Genomic DNA, 18,711 nt, shown 5'->3' on the forward strand with positions numbered 1-18,711 from the left:
CGCCCAATCGGCCCGCAACTGCGCATGGCTGCGAATTTTAGGCTACTTTTCGGAGTATTTGCAAAGGTAGCCATATGCCGTATAAGGAGCGCAGCATCGAGAAACAGTACTTCACCATCGGCGAGGTGGCCGCCCAATTCAAAGTGGCCGAGTCGCTGGTGCGCTTCTGGGAAACGGAGTTTGACGAGCTGCGCCCGCGCCGCAGCAAGAAGGGCAACCGCCTCTACACCCCGCAGGACATCGAGGTGTTTCGCACCATCTATCACTTAGTAAAGGAGCGCGGCTACACCATTCCCGGCGCCCGCGACATGCTCAAGCAGAAGGGCCCGCAGCTCAAGGAGAAGATTGACGTGGTGCAGAGCTTGGAGAAAGTGCGCGCGTTTCTGGTAAGCTTGAAAAAGGAAGTTGAAGCCGCCGGCAAAGCCGACCCAGACCCCACGCCTGAGGCCTAATGCTGCATTCTTCCCCCGACGACACCCTCTTCCACGAGCTGGCCCTCACGCTGCTGCCCGGCATTGGCCCGCAGCTCACGCGCCAATTGATGAGCTACGGCGGCTCGGCCAAAAACGTGCTCATGATGCCGCCCGGTAAGCTCCGACGCATTCCCGGCGTGGGCGAGGCCACGGTGAAAGCCCTGACCGGCCCCGAGCGCGAGAAAGCTTTCCACAAGGCGGAGGCCGACCTGAAAAAAGCCGAAAAAGACGGCGTCGAAATCTTGTTTTACACCAGCAAGCGCTTTCCCAGCCGCCTCAAGCTGATTCCCGACGCGCCCGTGATTCTTTACTACAAAGGGACGGCCGACTTGAACGCGCCGAAAGCCGTGGCCCTGGTGGGCACCCGCAAAAACACCGATTACGGCCGCGAGCAAACCGAGCGCATCGTGAAAGGATTGGTGCCGCACCGGCCCCTGGTAGTGAGCGGCCTGGCCTACGGCATCGACATCATCGCGCACCGCGCCGCCTTGCAGGAAGGGCTCGAAACCGTGGGCGTGATGGCCACGGGCCTGGACCGCATCTATCCGCACACCCACCAGAAGACGGCCGAGAAAATGCGCGAGCAAGGCGGCCTGCTCACCGAATTCCCCTTCGGCACGCCGCCCGACCGCTACAATTTCCCGGCCCGCAACCGCATCATCGCCGGGCTGAGCGACGGCACGGTGGTGGTGGAAGCGGCCATAAAAGGCGGCGCGCTCATCACCGCCGAGCTGGCCCTGAGCTACGACCGCGACGTGTTGGCCGTGCCCGGCAATCTGGGCTCCGAGGCTTCGGCTGGTTGCAACGCGCTCATCAAAAGCAATAAGGCGGCCTTGTACACCGAGCCGCTGGACCTGGAGCAGCTCCTGAACTGGGACGCGGCCCTGCACCAGTCGGGCAAGTTTAAGGCGGTGCCCTCCTATTCGGCCGACGATTTTACGCCGGAGGAATTCGCCATTATCACGGTGCTAGCCGCCGCGCCCGGCCGCGAGCTGCACATGGACGACATTGCCTGGCAGGCGCAAATTGCCATCTACGCCGTGGCCTCGCTGCTGCTGGGGCTGGAGTTTCGGGGCGTGGTGCGGGCAATGCCGGGGAAGAAGTTTGCGTTGGTGTAGAGAAACCGGCGGCATTTTCCCATTAGCATGAACAAAGGCTCTCTGTTACTTGCATCTTGCCTTGTTGTTGCGGTCGGAACGGTGGGGGCAATGTTGTTTCGGGGGCAGGCGCAGCAGGCAATGGCCCTGGAAAAAATTGCAGCCCTGGAAGTCCGATTAGCGGCCAACAACCAGCAGGGGGCGCAGGCAATGGCGAACACCGTGTACGGCATTCGGGTGGCCGTAGCCCAAAACCAAAGCCAAGCCCGGGACGTGGCGGTGTTGACGCAAAGCCAGCAGCTTTTGGTTCGTACCAAGTCCTTGGTCGATACGCTGCACCTCTTTCAACAAGCGCTACGGGCCGCTGCGCACGAAGACCCAACGGGGGCCCTGCGCCATCCTGATGCAGTTAGCGGGCTGAATTCCGCCATCACGCCGCAACGGCTGGCCAGGCACCTCGACCGCTACACCGCGTTCATACGGCCTTGCCTGCCCGGAGCGCCGGCCTTCACCCTAACAGGTCCCGATGGCACCACTTGGCTTTACCCGCCTCGCGTACCGTTGGCTGCCGCCCTGGCCAGCCTCACGCGGCTTGAAGCGCAGGTGCGCCGCCTGGCCACCGACGCGCTCAACCAGCAGGCCCAGAAGGTTGGCACTCATTGTGGTTTCGATAAAATAGGCGCCATGGCAGTGGCCGCCTCGAATACCGCAGCGCCCGGAGCCACCTACGAAGCGCAGCTATTCTTGACCATGGCAGCGTCCAGCCTGCGTCCGGTAATGCGCGTGGAGGGGAAAGAAATTGAGGTACACCCCAATGGCTGGGGAGCCGTCGAAATCAACGTGCCACTGCCAAGGCCCGGCCAGCCCGACACCGTGCGGGCCCGGTGGCACGGCACCGTCTTGGTAAAATCGGCCTTGGGTGATACCGCTTTTCAGGTCGATGCCCCTTATCTCGTGGTCAAACAGCCTACCCAATGAAGCGCACTTCACTTTGGCTGCTGCTGATGGGAGTTGCTGCGGGCGCATTCCTGTATGCTTTCTGCGAGCAGCGCCGTGCCCAGTCGGAACTTAATGCGCAGCTGCATCAGCTCCACCAGCTTCTGTCGGCCGACAACGAGGATGCCAGCCACCGGACGGAAAACAACTTGAAAGGTATTGAGGCGGAGGTAATTAAAAATCAGAACCAGCCGAAGGAGGCTGTCATCCTGGCGGCGGCGCGGCACCTGGACAGCCGCGCCGACTCGCTGACTCACACCCTGCGGCTGCTTGCTGACGACCTGCGCCGCGCCACCAGCCGCAACACCGCCTCTACCTACACCCTGCCCGTATTGGGTCAAGCTTTTGACGCCGAAAAAGTAGCAAACCTTGCGACAATCCAGCTGGGCCTGCGACAACAGCTGGCCGAGTACCGCACGGCCCTCAGGGCCCTAAACCCCGCCGAAAAAGCCAGCCTCCCAGAGCCGCAGCTGGATGGAGGCTCATTGGTAGCCGCATTGGCCAGCCTTACGCAGCTGGAGAGTGAGGCGCGGGGAGCAGAGCTTAGAACACTGCAATACCTGGCTCCAAAAGTGGGCGCGCCCAAGCGACGTGCCTACCTGGTGGCGCTTTATTCTGCCGAGTCCGGCGTGGTCGCGCCCGGCCAAACCTACCGGGCGCAGCTGTTATTGGGAAATGTTCTGGACATGCGCTACGTGCCCCTACGAATGTTTTGCAACGGCCAATCCGTTCCCGTGGGCCCCGGCAGTGTGGGACAGGTGCGGTTTCGAGCACCGACAACGCCCGGGCTTGCGGCCTGGACCGGCACCATTCGCTTTAAGGCCAACGGCCGCGACACGACGTTTCAAGTGCGCGTCCCCTATAGCGTGGCCCGGCGCTAGCTTTGGCACATGCTGCTGCTGAATAACGAATTGCTGTCCACTGCCACCTTGCCCCTGCCCAACCGCGGTTTGGCCTTCGGCGACGGTTTTTTCGAAACCCTGATTTTTACTGACGGGTGCCTGCGCCTCGCGGCCGACCACCACGCGCGCATGCGGCAAGCCGCCACCGCGCTCTACTTCACGCTGCCCAAACCGCTGGCCTCGCCCGAAGCCTTGGAAACGACCCTGGCCGGCCTGGCGCAAGCCAACCAGCTGCCCGCCGCCCGCCTGCGCCTGCAGCTGTGGCGCGCCGGCGGCGGCCGCTACACCCCGCCCACCGGCGCGGCCGAATGGCTGGCCACTGCCGAAGTTTTCGTGCCCGACGAAACGCCCATCGACAAAGCTGATTTTGCGCTGGAATCCCATTCCATTCCTTCTCCGCTGAGTTTTTGCAAAGGCCCGCAGGCGTGGCTCTACGTGCGCGCCGCCCACGAGCGGCAGCAGCGCGGGCTCGACGAAATCATTCTGTGCGATGCCGCCGGGCATGTGGCCGAGGCGGGCGCAGCGGCCATTTTCTGGCTGAAAAACGGGGTGCTGTTTACTCCCGCGCTCGAAACGGGCTGCGTGGCAGGCGTGCGCCGGGCGCAAGTGCTGCGAGCCGCGCGGGCGGCGGGTGTAGAATGCCGCGAAGGTCTATTTAAACACACCGAGCTGTTGGCCGCGGAAGCCGTTTTTACGGCAAATGTGGCCTCGGTGCGAGCGGTGCTGACCGTTGGCCAAGCAAGTTTTGCTCCGCCTATGCTAGCTTTTTTACCGATGCCCCCCTGTAAGGAAAGCCCCATCACAGACGCATAGGCGGCAGTGGAACCTCATGGGTGGGCCAATGAGGAGATGCACGGCTCCCACGCTTCCTGCCTTAATGCGGCGCAAACTGAAAATGAATGGTAACGGTATCTGCCGGAATCATAACGGTGGCCGGAGCTTCCGTTACGTCGATGCTTTCGTCGCTTTCCGTCTCGTTTGCATTGTCACGGCGCTCCGGCACGTCGGTCACATCGACAGCAGCTGTGCTAGCCGTGCTATCGGGGCGCACGAGCATGGGCTTAAACCGCAGCTGCCAAGCCACCCGTAGCAGTTCCGCATCGAGCGCCCGCACGGCTTTGATGGGTGGCGCGCCCGAGGTCAAGGCGCGTCGCGTAACGGAAATACTGCTCACGCGTCCATCGGGCAGCACCGTGAGCATGGCGTAAATGACCCCACCCACCCCCGCCTTGAGGGCCAGGACGGGATACTGTATAAACTGCTGGAGATACTGCTGGAAAATCTCCGCCGCGTCCGTCCGTTCAGCTGAATCGGCCAGGTGCCAGAAGCGGGGCAGCAAAGGCAGCGAGCCCGCCGGTACCGGCACAGCCTGCGTGCGCAGGGCCGTGTTGGCCCGGGGCAACGCGCGGCCACTCTTTTGCGCGCTGGCCGCTCGGGCCAGGCCCATGACCATCGCTAACACCATAAGACCAGAAACCCAGCGCTTCATCTACTATTCGCAATATCGAGGCTTGGCCGCCGAGCCTTTGGGTAGCGCGAGCCCGTGGCACTATACGGCCACCGGCGCCTTTATGGCCGGCCAAGGGTCATAATTCACCAGCTCAAAGTCCTCGTAGCGGAAGCCGAAAATGTCCTTCACTTCGGGGTTGATGCGCATGTGTGCCAGCGGCCGCGGCTCGCGTTCCAACTGCAGGCGGGCTTGCTCCAGGTGGTTGGAGTACAAATGCGTGTCGCCGCCCGTCCAGATGAATTCGCCGGGCTGCAGGCCCACCACCTGCGCTACCATGAGCGTGAGCAGCGCGTAGCTGGCAATGTTGAAGGGCACGCCCAGAAACACGTCGGCCGAGCGCTGATAGAGCTGGCAGGAAAGCTTGCCGTCGGCCACGTAAAACTGGAAGAGGGCGTGGCAGGGCTGCAGCTTCATGTCGGGCAGCTCGGCCACGTTCCAGGCCGAGACGAGGATGCGGCGGGAGTCGGGCTGCGTGCGAAGCTGGTGGATAATCTGCGCAATCTGGTCGATGTGGCCGCCGCGGCCGTCGGGCCAGGAGCGCCACTGGTGGCCGTACACGGGGCCGAGGTCGCCGTTGGCATCGGCCCACTCGTCCCAGATTTTCACGCCGTGCTCCTTGAGGTAGGCAATGTTGGTGTCGCCCTGGAGGAACCACAATAGCTCGTGGATGATGCTCTTCAGGTGCACCTTCTTGGTCGTCACCAGCGGGAAGCCTTCGGCCAGATTGAACCGCATCTGCGGGCCGAAAATGGACACGGTGCCGGTGCCGGTGCGGTCGGTTTTCACGGTGCCGGTGTCGAGGATTTGGCGGAGCAGGGCTTGGTATTGGCGCATAAGGAGAGAAGCAACCAGAGTTCAAAAAGTTGGACTTGTCGCTCAAATTTAGGGGCTCGTGGAGAGTTGTCCTCAATGCCTGCAATGAATGCATCACCCGTTATCGGTTATTTTCGAACCCACAGTAGAATTACTTTCATTACTAATGTACCCGCTACCGCCCGCTCATTCCGGTCTTACTAATGGCCATTTGCAGCCTCAGCACCATCCTACTTTGGTTGAAAGGTACTACTACCGACGACGGCGCGCCGGCCGATTATGTACTCAACTTTAGACACTACGGCGCCTTCGCAGCCGTTACTGCCACCCTGGCCTCTTACTTTCTGGCCAGGCGTTACTTCAAATACTTCTTCGCGCTCACTTTCTTGCTGGGGGTAGTAGGACTGATAAATTTCACCATCAGCGAAATCAAAGTAGGGTTGACACTAGGGCCGCTCCAAATTGGATTAAGCCCTATTTTGGTGGCGGTAGGAATTGTTACGTATCTACTTTATTCAAATAGGATAAATGCTAAACTCCTGGCCCTACTTCAGCCCTCGGAGGAAAAAGTTGCCAAGGTACAGGAAGAAGAAATTGAGGAGTTTAAAGAAAAATTTGCGCGAAAATCAACTGAAGAACTTACACAAATTGTTGCCGCAAACGCATTGCTGCCCAACGCGCTACTTGCGGCCAAGCAACTCTTGAAAGAAAGGCCATAGCCCATAAAAAAAGCCGCTTCGTTTCCGAAGCGGCTTTTGGTTTCGTTCGCAGCGGTCTGGGCTGCGGGCGAAGGCTATTTAACGGCAACCGTCGTTTTGGCTTCGGTTTTCGCGGCAGCGGTTTTGCCGCCTTTCATGCAGCACGAGTGGCCCCCGGCCATGCTGCCTTTCATGTCTTTGCTGCAGCTGGCTTTCATTTCGGTGGTGCAGGCGGCTTTCTTGCCTTTTTTGCCGTCTTTGTCGTGGCCGTCGTGCGCGAAAGCAGTGGAACCGGCGAAAGCAAACAGGGCGAGGGCGAGCAGGGACTTCTTCATGGATAACATTGAATTGAAGGGGTGAGGGAAGCAAAACGCGGTGGTTTCAGGCCCTAATATACGCCGGCGCGGCGCTACTTGCAGCCGGCTATTTCAGCTTTTGCTCCAGCAGGGCCACCACTTCGGCGTTGCCGCTTTCCCGTGCCATTGTCAGGGCGTCTTTGCCGTCGTCGTCTTTGGCACGCACATCGGCGCCGCTGGCCAGCAGCAGCTCCACCATGGCCTTGTTGCCTTTGCCGGCGGCCGCCATCAGCGCGGTGGCCTTGAAAGCGTCGGCCTGGTTTACCTGGGCCTTGTGCTTGAGCAGCAGCTTTACCAGGTCGAGGCTGTTGTTGGAAGCCGCCGTGATGAGGTAGGTGGTGGGGAAGCCGGGCACTACTTCGATGGCGGCGTTGGGGTTGGCCCCAGCGCTGAGCAGCGTTTCGGCGGCGGCCGGGTTGTTTTTTAGAATGGCTTTGGTGAGGTCGCGGGCAGGCGTTTGGGCGTGGGCCGAGGCCAGGAGGCAGTAGAAAGCAGCAGCAAGGAATAACCCTCTTTTCATAGCATACATTAATCCTGAGTGGGAAAGTCAACCACAAAGATGCGCCCCCGCCGCGCCGCTTTCACGCACAAAAACCTTCTGCTGCTATAATTATAAGTCCTTGTTAAAAAAGTAATATGGCCCGGCTGGCTGCCTGCCCGGACAGGTGCGCCACCCCGCCCGAAACAGCCGGCCCGCCGAAACAATTGCGGAAATCGGGGCGTTGCTGATAGCTACGCCACCCCACGGCCCCGGAACCGCTCCGAGAGCCGCGGCGGCGTTGCTGATTTGAAACATGCAGGCCCGCGCGCCTGCGCGCGTCCCTCCATGCCCCTTCGCCGCCTCGCCCACCTCACCCTGCTCGTGCTGGGCCTGCTCACCGTGTTGAGCGGGTTTTTCGTCGCCCAGCTGCGCTTCAACTACAATTTCAACGACTTCTACCCCGCCGGCGACCCTGACCTGGACTACTACCAAGGCTACACCCAGCGCTTCGGCAACGACAACGACTACCTGCTGCTGGGCCTGGAAGCGCCCCCCGGCCGCACCGTGTTCGACCCGGGCTTTTTGCGGCAGGTCGACTCCCTCACCCAGCTGGCCCGGCGCCAGTCTTCGGTGCGCAGCGTCACCTCCCCCACCACCCTGGCCAATACCGTGGTGGAGGGCCTGGGCGTGTTCAACCTGCCCTACCTGCACCCCGACAAGCCTGCCCGCCGGGCCGACGATTCTACCCTCATTTACCGCACGCCCGGCTTGGTAGGCAACGTGTTCAGCCCCGATGCCCGGGCCGTGACGCTGGTGCTACAGCTCACGCCCGACCTCGAAAAACCGCCCGGCGACTCGCTTTTTGCGGCCCTGCGCGCGGGCATGGCCCGGCTGCACCTGCCCGAAGAACGGGTGCACTTTGCAGGCCGCATCGTGGCGCAATCGGTGTTTGTGGACAGGCTGAAATGGGAGCTGGTGGTGTTTATGTCCTTGTCGGTGTTGCTGGTCACGGGGCTGCTGTGGCTCACGTTTCGCACGTGGTGGGGCGTGGTGCTGCCGCTGGTGGTGGTGCTGGGGGCCATTTTGTGGGGCCTGGGCATCATGGCCGCCAGCGGCGTCACCATCGATTTGATGACGGCCCTGCTGCCGCTCATGCTCTTTGTGGTGGGCATGAGCGACACCATCCACATCATCAGCCGCTACGTGAGCGAGCTGGGCTACGGCGCCAGCAAGAAGGACGCCCTGCGCGTCACCATCAAAGAGTCGGGCTTTGGGTCGGGGCTGTCGGCGCTCACCACCAGCCTGGGCTTTTTTACGCTGATGACCAGCACCATCAAGCCCATTCACAATTTCGGGCTGTTCACGGGCATTGCCGTCATCTTGGCGTTTGTGCTCAGCTTCACGCTGCTGCCGGCCATGCTGGTGCTGCTGGGCCGGCCCCAGCTGCGCGAGCCGCGCCGCCAGGGCCACAGCTGGGACGGCGTGCTGGGACGCCTGTTTCGCACGGTGCTGCTGCGCCGGCGGCTCATTTTCACCCTCAGCGGATTGGTGCTAGCCGCGGCCATTGGGCTGAGCACGCGGGTGCGCATCAACTCCTCCCTGCTCGATGACCTGTCGAAAAGTGACCCCGTGCGGCAGGATTTCGCCTTTTTCGACCGGCAGTTTGCCGGCGTGCGACCTTTCGAGCTGGAGCTGAAACCGGCGCCCGGCCGCGACATCTACGACCTCGCCGTGCTGCGGCAAACCGAGCGCATCGAAGCCTACCTGAAAGAAACCTACGGCCTGCGTTTCGCCGCCTCGCCGGTCACGCTGGTAAAATCGGTGCGCAAGGCCCTCAACGGCGGCGGCTTGGAGGCCTACCGCCTGCCCGCCGATACCCTGGAGCTGCAGCTGCTGCGCGGCAAGCTACGGCAGTTTCGCAAAAAGCCTGAGTTCAGCGCCCTGGCCCTGCCCGATGGCTCGGCCGGCCGCCTCACCGGGCGCATGTCCGACGTGGGCAGCATCCGGGCCGATGCCCTGAACGACGCGCTACGCCGGCACCTGCGCGCCACCGTCGACAGCACGGTGCTGCGCACCCGCCTCACGGGCTCGTCTAACCTCATCGACAAAAACAACGAAAACCTGACCCTGAACATGATTCAGGGCATGGCCATCGACGTATTGATGGTCACGCTCATCGTGCTGTTTTTGTTCCGCTCGCTGCGCATGACGGTGGTGGTGCTCATTCCCAACCTGCTGCCCATCATCATCGTGGCCGGCGTGATGGGCCTGGCCGGCGTCAACATGAAAGTGAGCACCAGCATCATTTTCACCATTGCCTTCGGCATTGCCGTCGACGACACCATTCACTTCATCAGCAAGTTGCGCCTCACGCTGGGCAAGGAGCCGGACATCTTCAAGGCCGTGCGGCGCACCTACCTGCTGGCCGGGAAGGCTGTCATCACCACGTCGCTGATACTGGTGGGCGGCTTCAGCACGCTGCTGTTTTCCAAGTTCGACGGCACTTTTTACGTAGGGCTGCTCATTGGCCTCACGCTGCTGTTCGGTGTGGTGGCCGAGTTGACCCTGCTCCCGCTCCTGATTCTGTATTTCTACAAGCGGCCGAAGGACCAGGCGATTTCAACAGAGGATGTGGCCGTTGGCAGCCGCTAAAAGCGGTTCGAAGGGGGCATGTAGAGACGCAATATTTTGCGTCTCACCGTCCGCGCCGCAAGGAGGAATTGTGAGCAACGCTGGTGTTTGGACCTTTTGCTCACCAATTCAAGCCTCATAGTTCTGTTGCCGAGGCGCGAATACGCGTCTCTACACCCATTCACACTTAGCCAAAGCCACACCCCCGTCGCTGAAATATCAAAAAGAACCGTAACTTTGAATTACAAAGTTCTTTTGGAAGACATGCAATATTTCGTAGCTCCCTCGTCCATCGTGCGCCGCATCTGGGGTTCGGCCGATATGATACTTTTCATTTTCGCCGGGGCTGCCGCCGAGTTTGCCCTCAATAAGGCGGTCGATTGGCTGTACTTCACCGGCCGGCTGCCCTCCGACCCGCTGGGCCGGCTATTTTCCACCGTCGACTACGCCCGCCGCATCGTGTTTGCCGAGCAAGCCGCGGCCGAGAAAGCCATCGACACCATTGCTGCCATTCATGGCGCCGTGGAGGCCAAGCGCGGCCACGCCATTCCGGACTGGGCCTACCGCGACGTGCTATTTATGCTCGTGGCCTATTCGATGCGGGCGTTTGAAGTGCTGGAACGCCCGCTCACGGCCGATGAGCGCGAGGAAATTGTGGAAGTGTTTGGTCGGGTGGGCCGGCGGATGGGCATTGCCGAGCTGCCCACCGACTACGCGGCGTGGCGGCTGGCCCGGGAGCAGCACCTGGCGCAGAATACCCTGCTGAGCTCCTACACAGAAGATTTGTACCGGCAGTATGAGCGGCACCTGGGCTGGGCGCGCTTCCAGCTGCTGCGCGGGGTGCAGGGCATGGTGGTGCCGCCCAGCGTGCGCTACTGGCTAAGCCTGCCCGATGGCGCCTGGCTGCAGCCGCCTCTGGCGCTGTACCGGGCCACTAGGGGCTTTGCCCTGAGCCAATGGGCCAAAAACGCCATGCTGCCCGCCGAATACCGCGACCGCATCAAGGCCTTGGATGCGCAACCGGCCGAGGCCACGCCCCCGCCCAGCCGCGGCAGCTGCCCGTTTCACCGAACGGGCAGGCCCACCGGTGTGCGTCAGCGGGCCGCGTAGATTGGGAATTTAAACCAATATTTGGGGTTGTGTGCTGTGCCGCAACACGAGATGTGCGGCACAAGTCACTATTTTTACCAGTAAAAAACGGCCCATGAAAATTCCTTATTTAGCAGTTTTGCCCCGATTGTGGCTTCTCGCCTTGCTGGCCACGGCCAGCTTTTTCGCCACTTCGTGCCAGAAAGACGACCCGGAGGTGAAGGATTATAGCGGCATCGACGAAGACCTCATCAAGAAATACCTGGCCGACCACAACATCACCACCGCCCGGCGCCAGGCCTCAGGCCTGTACTTCCTGCCGGTACAAACCAACGCCGCCGCCGTGCAGGTGAAGGCCGGCGCCACGGTGTCGGTGCTCTACACGGGCCACCTGCTCGACGCTGCCGGCACGGTGTTCGACGCTTCCTCCCAGCACAACAACGTGCCCCTCACCTTCACGGTAGGCAGCGGCCAAATCATCTCCGGCTTTGACGAGGGCATTGCCCTCATGCACATCGGCGACAAGGCCGAGTTGCTCATTCCTTCTGCTTTGGCCTATGGCAACCGGGTGGTGGGCAACATCCCGGCCAATTCCGTGCTGCGCTTCGAAGTGGAGGTAGTGGACAATGCCGTGGTGGAAGACAACCTCATCAAGAAATACCTGACCGACAACAACATCACGACCGCCCAGAAGCAGGCCTCCGGCCTGTATTACCTGCCGGTGCTGGCCAATCCTGGCGGGACGCCAGCGGCCACGGGCAAAACCGTGTCGGTGCTGTATACGGGTCACCTGATGGACGCCACGGGCACCGTATTTGACGCTTCCTCGCAGCACAACAACACCCCGATTCAGTTTGTGATAGGTAGCGGACAGGTGATTTTAGGCTTCGATGCCGGCATTGCGCTGATGCGCAAGGGCGAGAAGGCCCAGCTCATCATTCCGTCGGCGCTGGCTTACGGCGCCCGCGGGGTGCCGCCCACCATCCCGGCCAACTCCGTGCTACGCTTCGAAGTGGAACTGGTGGACGTGCAATAAGCGTCCTTTCGGGCCTGACTCTTAGAGCGGGCGCCGCACCCGGGCCAACAGGGCCGCGTGGTGCGGCGCCCGTTTTAGTACGTCCTCGTTGCCGAGCAGCACCAGCTGCTGGCGCGCCCGCGTGAGGGCCACGTTCAGCTTGCGGTCGACGCGCCCGCTTTCGTCGGGCGACACCATGAGCTCCAACTGGTGCTCGTGGTGGCAGCAAAAGCTCACGATGATGACCTCGCGCTGGCTGCCCTGGTAGCGCTCCACCGTGTCGACGCTGACCTGCGTGAGGCCCGGTAAGTCAAGCTCCAACGCCAGCTGCGCCAGCCGCGCCCGGATGCGGGCCGCTTGGTTGCGGTAGCTGGCAATGATGCCCAACGTGGTTTCGGGGTTGAAATCGGCCCCGTAGCCCCGGGCCACGTAGGCGGCGGCCTGCCCGGCCAGCTCCGCTTCCTGCGCCGATTCCTTCATCGACAAATCTTCGGGCAGGCGCTGGGTGGGCACAAACACCACGCGCTGCGCCCGCAGAGACGCCGCAAACGCATCGGCCGGCGCGGGCCAGTGGGCGCGGTCGAGGGCGGCGGCCTGCCAGGGCTGCGGGCAGCGCAGCTGGTTTTCGTAGAAGTCTTCGTTAACGAGCACGGCCAGCTCCTGGTGCATGCGGTACTGGTCGGCCAGGGTGCCGTGGGCGTGCGGCCAGTGGGCCTCGGCGCGCCGGAACAGGCGCTCGAAATAAGAGTTGCGCAGGTTGGTGAGGCCCAGCTCGTCGCGCAGCAGCTTGGCCACTTCGGGAGCCACGGCGCTGGCTTCGGGTTCCTGGGCCACCACGGCCGGCAGCTGGCGGTGGTCGCCGATGAGGATGAACTTGGGCACTTTGGCCAGCAGGGCCAGCATGGGCGATTCCAGCACCTGGCTGGCTTCGTCGACCACGGCCAGGTCGAACTGCTTGAGCATGAACAGCTCGGGCTTGCCCAGCAGGCTGGCCACGGTGCCCACATAGAACGGGCAGGTGGTGAGGCGCCCGCGCACCATCTGGCGGCTGGTGCAGTCGCGCAGCATGTTGTCGAGCAGGTAGGGCCGGTACGCGGGCGCCGTGCCCAGCCGCGAACCCACCCGAATAAACGGCAACTTAGCCTCGACCAGCTGCTCGCAAATTTCGTCCACGGCGCGGTTGGTATAGGCCGCCAGCAGCACCTGTTTGTGCTCCTGGTATAGATTGACGGCCAGCTCGCGCAGCACGGCGCGCGTTTTGCCGGTGCCGGGCGGGCCGCACAGCACAAACCAGTCGGGGGCTGCCAGGGCCCGGGCCACCACTTCTTTGGCCGAGGTGGCCGGCGGCGCGTCGGGGCTCCACTCCTCCGGTTCGCGGGGGCCAATGCGGGCCAGCAGGCGCTTGCGGCGCTCCGGCGCCAGGCTCAGAAACGCCGACAACCCCGCCCATTCGCGCCGGAAGGTGTCGTAGGTGTCGGGCTCGAGGGCCCAATGCGAGTGGCCTTGCAGGTAGCGCGGCGCCATGCGGCGGTTGCGCACGCTCAGCACCACGCGGCCATCGGCGCTGAGGTCTTCGGCCAGTACCACTTTCACCACCTGGGCATCGAGCACGGAAAGTGTTTTGTTGCCGAGTTCAGCTGCAGTACCATCCCGGAGGTGGCGCCGACGAGGATAGAGTATGAGCGTGTCGCCGGCCCGGAAGTTTACTTCGCGGCCTTCGGCGGGGCGCTGAAAAATGAGGTGCGGCCCCAGGCCGTCGCGGGCGTCGTCGGGGGCATTGCTGTTGTCTTCCAGCAGCACCAGGTCGTCGAGCAGGCTGAAGTTCTGGAATTTGCGGGCCTGCGGCAGGCGCCACAGGCCGGCCTGGCCGCCCGCATCGCCGGGACGGGCCTCGTCGCCGAGCAGCGTGAGGCGCATTTCGCGGGCGGTGAAGCGGGCCAGCTCTAGGCAGTAGGCGCGCTCCACGCGTTCGGCGGCGGCCCAGGCATTGGCCACTTTTTCGGCTTTGGCCTTGCCAAATGGCGGCAGCGCCGTGAGGTTGGGGTGGAGCACGGGCGCGAGCAGCCGGGCCGTCTGCACGGGGCCGGTGGCGCGGGCCAGCTGCAGCTCGATGCCCACCAGCTGGTTGCGGGCCGAAAGCAGCCGGTCAATCAGCTCCTGATTCTGGTCGACGCGGCGCACGGCGGGCTGCCCGCTGGCCGCGTTGGAGTACAGAATGCTGGTGCGGCCCCGTCCGGCCGTTTCGCCGTCGGCCCCGAACACCGATTCGAGCAGCAGGCGGTAGAGCTGGGCCTGGGCGGCGTGGTTGCTCCAGGGCTCGGCGTGGGGCACTTTGGTGGAGCTTTTCAGCTCTACCAGGTCGTAGCCGGTGGCGCTTTCGTGCAGCAGGTCGAGGCGGCCCTGCAGGCCGTAGGTTGCCGAGAGGAAGGTGGGTTCGAGAAAGCAGTCGGCCAGGCGCAGGGGCTCTTGCTGGTAGCCGGTGCGGCTCTGGGCCACAAAGCCCTGCACGCGCGTTTCGCGCAGGGTGCGGTGGTGGCGGCGCAGGTCGTTGAGCAGTTCGGGCACCCCGGTCCGCGTCTGAAACTCGGGTAGTGTGCTGATGGCCAGCGGCGCGGCGCGGAACAGGCGCTGCTTGAAAAACTTTTCCAGGTCAAACTCTTCTGCCCTGCGGCCGGGAGTGAGCGGGCTCGCCGCAACCGCGCCAGCATCGGCCAGCGCGGTGATTTCCGCCTGTTGGGCCGCGTGGCTCACTTCCTCGTCCAGCAGCAGGTTCACCAGGTTTCCGACCACCAGCGGCCGGGAGGTATCGTCGGGCAGAAAGGCGTTCAGCAGGGCCCACTCCGGAATGGTGGCCGTGGCTTGGGCGCACTCCGCAATGGTGGTCACGCTGACCAGGTAATCGGGCTCCAGCACCACCCGCCGCGGGCACACCCGGCCATCGGCCTGCAGCACCGGCCCGATGAGGTGCAGCGTGGGATGCAGCGCTGCTGCCAGCGGGAATAGGTTGTGATAAGCCTCTGGCAGCAGCAGCTGAAAAGGCGCGGCCGGACAGCCGTCGGCCGGGGTGGCCATTTCCACCGTCATTTCCTGTCTCGGCTCGTCTACGTGCAGCACGATGACGCGCCAGGTAGCGCCGGGCTGGGCACTTTCGGCGGGCACAAACCCGGCGGGACCAACGGGCGGCAAGGCGGGCATTTCCGGGCCCGCTTCCGGGATTTCGGGCAGGCGCGGGCCCTCGTACACTTCGCCGGTGAGGTGCAGCACCAGCGCGGCCACGGCGGCGAAACCCGCGGCTACTTCAGCGGGCGTGCCGGCGTAGCTTTCATGCAGCACCAGGTTGGCGGCGAGGCGCAAGGCCTGCAGCTGACTGCGCAGGGCGGCGGGCAGCCCCCGCTGAAAAGCCACCTGCCCGATGGCCTGACTCAGGTCGACAAAGGGCGTGTTCTGGTGCTTGCATTCGTCGCGCAGCACTTTTTCCAGCAGCTTGCGCAGCTGAGGTAGCTGGTCGGCGGGTGCGGCTGCGGGGGCAGCAGCCAGTGCCGCCAGAAGTGCGTAGTATGGGGCAGACATAGAAGCGAGAAACGAGGGCCAGACTGTTAAAAGTACTGCTTTTTTCAGCCTTTGCCAGCGAGCGAGTGCCTGCTATTGGGCGCCGGTGAAACCGCGCGGGGCCAGCAGCTTGCCGCCGCGGTACATGTTGAGGTAGAGCGTGACGGGCGTGGGGTTGCCGGTCCAGGTCACGGCGTACACGTCGAGCAGCGCCGAGTTGTCGACTACGCCGCGGCGCGTGCGGAACGGGCAGCAGCTGGCCTTGCGCTCGTAGGTAACGGCCTGGCCCTGCGGGCCTTTCAGCGCGTTGAGGTAGCGCAGCTGGTTGCGCACCCCGGCCGAGCGGCCGCCGCCCACGCGAATGGGGTTCTTTTCGGAATAGCCGTAGGTTTCGTCGTCGCTCACGTCGCGCACCACGAAGGGGAGCACTACCGCGCTGCCGCTTTCGTTAGCCGCCGTGGGCAGGGTTGTCGTACCACCGTACAAGGGCGGCGCTTTGCGGGCGCTGCTGCACCCGGTGGCCAATACTCCCATTACGCCCAGCCACACCCACGTTCTATTTCTCATGCCCAGCCTATTGATGATGGTTGCCTTCCCTTTTTCCTTGCTATCAAAGCCCAAAAGTACGCCCCAGCTTGCCAAACGCCGCTTTTTCGCCGCGCTGGCGCTGCTGCTGGGGTTAGCGGCAGCGCCCGTTGCCCCCGTTCTTGCCCAGGACGCCGCCCCGGCGGCCGTTAACCCCGACAGCCCCCTGCCCGGCCTGCTGCGCGAGCGGGCGGTGCTCACGCGCCGCTACGCCGAAGCCAGTGCCCAGCGCCACAGCCTGTTCGGCAACAAACCATCCAAGAAAGACCTGCAGGAAGTGGTGGATGCCCTGCAGGGCATTGTCGACAAAGACCAGCAGATTGTGGACGTGCTCAATCGCACCGCTCAGGAAGCCAAAACCACCTCGGTGCGCCTGGCGGCCACCACCACCCAGCTGGAAAACACCAGCCGCGGCGACCGCAACGTGACGTCCCAGCGCCTGTCAGAGTTGGAGAACGAGGCCGAAAACCTGCGCCAGCGCGAACGGCAGCATACGGCCAAGCAGCGCGACCTCGAAGCCGAAGTGGCCGAGGCCAAGCAAGGGCACTTCGTGCGCGATGCCCTCATTGCCGGGCTATCGGTCGTATGCGTGGGCCTGCTGGTGGCGCTGCGTCGCCGGCGGAAGTAGCTGGAATCGGGACGGCTTGCGGGAAGAAACCCGGTGATGCCTGTTAGGCTGGCAAACTGTTCCGTTTTCCCGCATGACCGTTCTCTACTGGCTGCGCAACGACCTGCGCCTGCATGACAACGAGGCTCTGACCGCCGCCGCGGCCGCCACTACCCTGCTGCCCGTGTACTGTTTCGACCCCGTGCAGCTGGGCGCTGATGCCTACCTGGGCCTGCCGCGCACCGGTCCGCACCGGATGGCTTTCCTGCTTGAAACGCTGGCCGATTTGCAGCAACGCTACGCCGCGTTGGGCTCCGGCATTCACTTCGTCGTGGGGAGGCCCGAGGACGTGCTGCCCGCCCTGGCCCGGCAGGTGGGCGCGCAGGCTGTGTATGCCAGCAGCGAGCACACCACCGAAGAAGACGAAGCCGAAGAAGCCCTGGTAGCTGCTTTAGGGCCGCAAGTGCCGCTGCGCCGCTTCGAAACCCTGACGCTGCTGCACCCCAACGACCTGCCCATTCCGCTTCGCACCCTGCCGTACTCGTTCAGCAAGTTTCGGTTTGATGTATTTTCGAAGATGAGCGTGCGCCCCCCGCTGCCCGCGCCGCGCCGGCTGCCGACGCTGCCCGAGGGGTTCGCGCCCACGCCCTTGCCCACTGCTGAGCTGATAGCCGCCAAGCTTGGTCTGCCCTCACTGATTCGCATTCGGCCCGACCGCCGCTCGGCCCTGCCCGCGCTGGGCGGGGGCGAAACCGCCGGCCTGGCCCGCCTGCACGATTACGCCGTGGAGCGCCACCTCATTGGCCGCTACGACGACACCCGCAACCAGATGCTCGGCGAGGCGTTCAGCACCAAGTTTTCGCCCTGGCTGGCCAACGGCAGCCTCTCGGCCCGCCAGATTTGGGCGGCCATCGACGACTACGATGCCACCCACGGCGCCCGCAGCAAAGGGGCCATGCAGCTGCGACTGGAGTTGCTGTGGCGCGACTATTTCCGCCTGCTGGCTTACCGGGCTGGGCCCGACTTCTTCCGCTGGCGCGGCTTGCGCGAGCAGCTGCCCAAGCCCACCCAGCCCGACCGGGCGGTGTTTGAGGACTGGGCCGCCGGCCGCACCGGCAATGCCTTTGTGGACGCCAACATGCGCGAGCTGGAGGCCACCGGCTTCATGAGCAACCGCGGCCGGCAGAACGTGGCCAGCTACCTTATCCACGACCTGCACCAGGACTGGCGCTGGGGCGCGGCCTGGTTCGAGCACCAGCTCATCGACCACGACGCGGCCTCGAACTGGGGCAATTGGAAGTACATCGCCGGCACCGGCACCGACGTGCGCGACACGGCCTTCGACGTGGCCCAACAGGCCCGGCGCTACGACCCGCAGCAGCGCTACGTGCGCACCTGGAGCCAGTAGCGCGGGCTTTTAGTCGGCGCCGAAACCGGCCCTACCTCCTGAAGCTTGCACGCGAACGGCAAGTCCGCGCTGCGGGCCGGACGTACCTTCGCCGCATGTCCGATACGTTTCCTTTTCAGCTGGCCACCGCTCCACCGCCCATCTCGCCCGAATATGAGATGGTCATTTTTGCCAATGTGGGCGGGCTGGAGGAATATTATCGGCTGTTTCAGCACTTCGGCTACGGGGGCACGCCGGCTTCCTGGGCCGAGCACCTCGAAACCATCGTGGAGGAGCATGCCCCCGCCCTGCTCAACGAGCTGGAGCTGACGGAAAGCGGCACTGCCTTCGTGGCCTACGCCAGCAACGCCGCCATTGCCGACGAGTTTTTGGCGTGCGTGCTCCCCTATTTCGGCTCGCTGCCTAAGCTGCAGAAATACCTCAGCCAGACCGACCCGGACGACTTTTTTGCCTAAAGCCACCGGGCTTCCGAAAAAGCGCCTGACCTTCGGCCACTCATTT

General features: G+C 63.5%; 18 protein-coding genes. 12 read left to right on the forward strand and 6 right to left on the reverse strand.

What is annotated here, in order from left to right:
- Positions 1 to 74: 74 nt before the first annotated feature.
- The 5 genes from JAO73_RS09065 to JAO73_RS09085 are packed head-to-tail and all read left to right on the forward strand — an operon-like array spanning position 75 to position 4,281.
- A complete protein-coding gene (locus JAO73_RS09065; protein ID WP_190922488.1) occupies positions 75 to 452 on the forward strand; it encodes a MerR family transcriptional regulator in 378 nt (125 codons plus the stop codon).
- The gene (gene dprA, locus JAO73_RS09070; protein WP_198976756.1) at positions 452 to 1,591 is read left to right on the forward strand and encodes a DNA-processing protein DprA; all 1,140 of its coding nucleotides are present in this window, start codon (positions 452 to 454) and stop codon (positions 1,589 to 1,591) included. Before JAO73_RS09065 ends, dprA begins: the two co-directional genes overlap by 1 nt.
- A 27-nt stretch (positions 1,592 to 1,618) precedes the next feature.
- Positions 1,619 to 2,548 (forward strand): hypothetical protein, encoded by a 930-nt coding sequence (locus JAO73_RS09075; RefSeq protein WP_198976757.1) that lies wholly within the window; start codon positions 1,619 to 1,621, stop codon positions 2,546 to 2,548.
- A complete protein-coding gene (locus JAO73_RS09080) occupies positions 2,545 to 3,447 on the forward strand; it encodes a hypothetical protein (protein WP_198976758.1) in 903 nt (300 codons plus the stop codon). Before JAO73_RS09075 ends, JAO73_RS09080 begins: the two co-directional genes overlap by 4 nt.
- Positions 3,448 to 3,456: 9 nt before the next feature.
- On the forward strand, positions 3,457 to 4,281 hold the full coding sequence (locus tag JAO73_RS09085) for an aminotransferase class IV (protein ID WP_198976759.1): 825 nt from the start codon (positions 3,457 to 3,459) through the stop codon (positions 4,279 to 4,281).
- Between the two features lie 61 nt (positions 4,282 to 4,342).
- Here JAO73_RS09085 and JAO73_RS09090 read toward each other — a convergent pair whose 3' ends face one another.
- Together JAO73_RS09090 and JAO73_RS09095 are read right to left on the reverse strand one after the other, a co-directional pair.
- Complete coding sequence (locus tag JAO73_RS09090; RefSeq protein ID WP_198976760.1) at positions 4,343 to 4,957, reverse strand: energy transducer TonB; 615 nt, start codon at positions 4,955 to 4,957, stop codon at positions 4,343 to 4,345.
- A gap of 60 nt (positions 4,958 to 5,017) precedes the next feature.
- Positions 5,018 to 5,812, reverse strand: a complete 795-nt coding sequence (locus tag JAO73_RS09095; RefSeq protein ID WP_198976761.1) for a thymidylate synthase — start codon at positions 5,810 to 5,812, stop codon at positions 5,018 to 5,020.
- A gap of 182 nt (positions 5,813 to 5,994) precedes the next feature.
- On the opposite strand from JAO73_RS09095, the gene JAO73_RS09100 reads away from it, so the two are divergent.
- Positions 5,995 to 6,510 carry a hypothetical protein gene (locus JAO73_RS09100; RefSeq protein WP_198976762.1) on the forward strand — a complete coding sequence of 172 codons (516 nt, stop codon included), beginning with the start codon at positions 5,995 to 5,997 and terminating at the stop codon, positions 6,508 to 6,510.
- A 74-nt stretch (positions 6,511 to 6,584) separates the two neighbouring features.
- On the opposite strand, the gene JAO73_RS09105 is transcribed toward JAO73_RS09100, so the two are convergent.
- Both JAO73_RS09105 and JAO73_RS09110 read right to left on the reverse strand, forming a co-directional pair.
- Positions 6,585 to 6,824, reverse strand: coding sequence for a hypothetical protein (locus JAO73_RS09105; RefSeq protein ID WP_198976763.1), 240 nt, complete (start codon positions 6,822 to 6,824; stop codon positions 6,585 to 6,587).
- An 88-nt stretch (positions 6,825 to 6,912) separates the two neighbouring features.
- Complete coding sequence (locus JAO73_RS09110) at positions 6,913 to 7,365, reverse strand: ankyrin repeat domain-containing protein (RefSeq protein WP_198976764.1); 453 nt, start codon at positions 7,363 to 7,365, stop codon at positions 6,913 to 6,915.
- A 306-nt stretch (positions 7,366 to 7,671) separates the two neighbouring features.
- Here JAO73_RS09110 and JAO73_RS09115 point away from each other — a divergent pair, with 306 nt between their 5' ends.
- From JAO73_RS09115 to JAO73_RS09125, 3 genes are all read left to right on the forward strand, one after another.
- Entirely contained in the window at positions 7,672 to 9,978 is a 2,307-nt protein-coding gene (locus JAO73_RS09115; protein WP_198976765.1) for an efflux RND transporter permease subunit, read from the forward strand.
- Positions 9,979 to 10,221: 243 nt separating this feature from the next.
- Positions 10,222 to 11,067 carry an oxygenase MpaB family protein gene (locus JAO73_RS09120; RefSeq protein ID WP_198976766.1) on the forward strand — a complete coding sequence of 282 codons (846 nt, stop codon included), beginning with the start codon at positions 10,222 to 10,224 and terminating at the stop codon, positions 11,065 to 11,067.
- Positions 11,068 to 11,194: 127 nt separating this feature from the next.
- Positions 11,195 to 12,082 carry an FKBP-type peptidyl-prolyl cis-trans isomerase gene (locus tag JAO73_RS09125; RefSeq protein WP_198976767.1) on the forward strand — a complete coding sequence of 296 codons (888 nt, stop codon included), beginning with the start codon at positions 11,195 to 11,197 and terminating at the stop codon, positions 12,080 to 12,082.
- 21 nt (positions 12,083 to 12,103) lie between these two features.
- Here JAO73_RS09125 and JAO73_RS09130 read toward each other — a convergent pair whose 3' ends face one another.
- Together JAO73_RS09130 and JAO73_RS09135 are read right to left on the reverse strand one after the other, a co-directional pair.
- Entirely contained in the window at positions 12,104 to 15,631 is a 3,528-nt protein-coding gene (locus JAO73_RS09130) for an AAA domain-containing protein (RefSeq protein ID WP_198976768.1), read from the reverse strand.
- Between the two features lie 72 nt (positions 15,632 to 15,703).
- Positions 15,704 to 16,177: a hypothetical protein gene (locus JAO73_RS09135; protein ID WP_190922474.1), complete on the reverse strand. Its 474-nt coding sequence runs from the start codon at positions 16,175 to 16,177 to the stop codon at positions 15,704 to 15,706.
- Here JAO73_RS09135 and JAO73_RS09140 point away from each other — a divergent pair.
- The 3 genes from JAO73_RS09140 to JAO73_RS09150 all read left to right on the forward strand — a co-directional run bounded on the left by JAO73_RS09140 (position 16,176) and on the right by JAO73_RS09150 (position 18,665).
- Positions 16,176 to 16,823 (forward strand): hypothetical protein, encoded by a 648-nt coding sequence (locus JAO73_RS09140; protein WP_198976769.1) that lies wholly within the window; start codon positions 16,176 to 16,178, stop codon positions 16,821 to 16,823. The genes JAO73_RS09135 and JAO73_RS09140 overlap by 2 nt on opposite strands.
- 73 nt (positions 16,824 to 16,896) lie before the next feature.
- Entirely contained in the window at positions 16,897 to 18,210 is a 1,314-nt protein-coding gene (locus tag JAO73_RS09145; RefSeq protein WP_198976770.1) for a DASH family cryptochrome, read from the forward strand.
- A gap of 95 nt (positions 18,211 to 18,305) precedes the next feature.
- A complete protein-coding gene (locus tag JAO73_RS09150; RefSeq protein WP_198976771.1) occupies positions 18,306 to 18,665 on the forward strand; it encodes a hypothetical protein in 360 nt (119 codons plus the stop codon).
- The last annotated feature ends 46 nt before the right edge of the window (positions 18,666 to 18,711 follow it).

Origin of the sequence: Hymenobacter miniatus (genome assembly GCF_016427455.1) — a bacterium.
Classification (GTDB): Bacteria; Bacteroidota; Bacteroidia; order Cytophagales; family Hymenobacteraceae; genus Hymenobacter; species Hymenobacter armeniacus.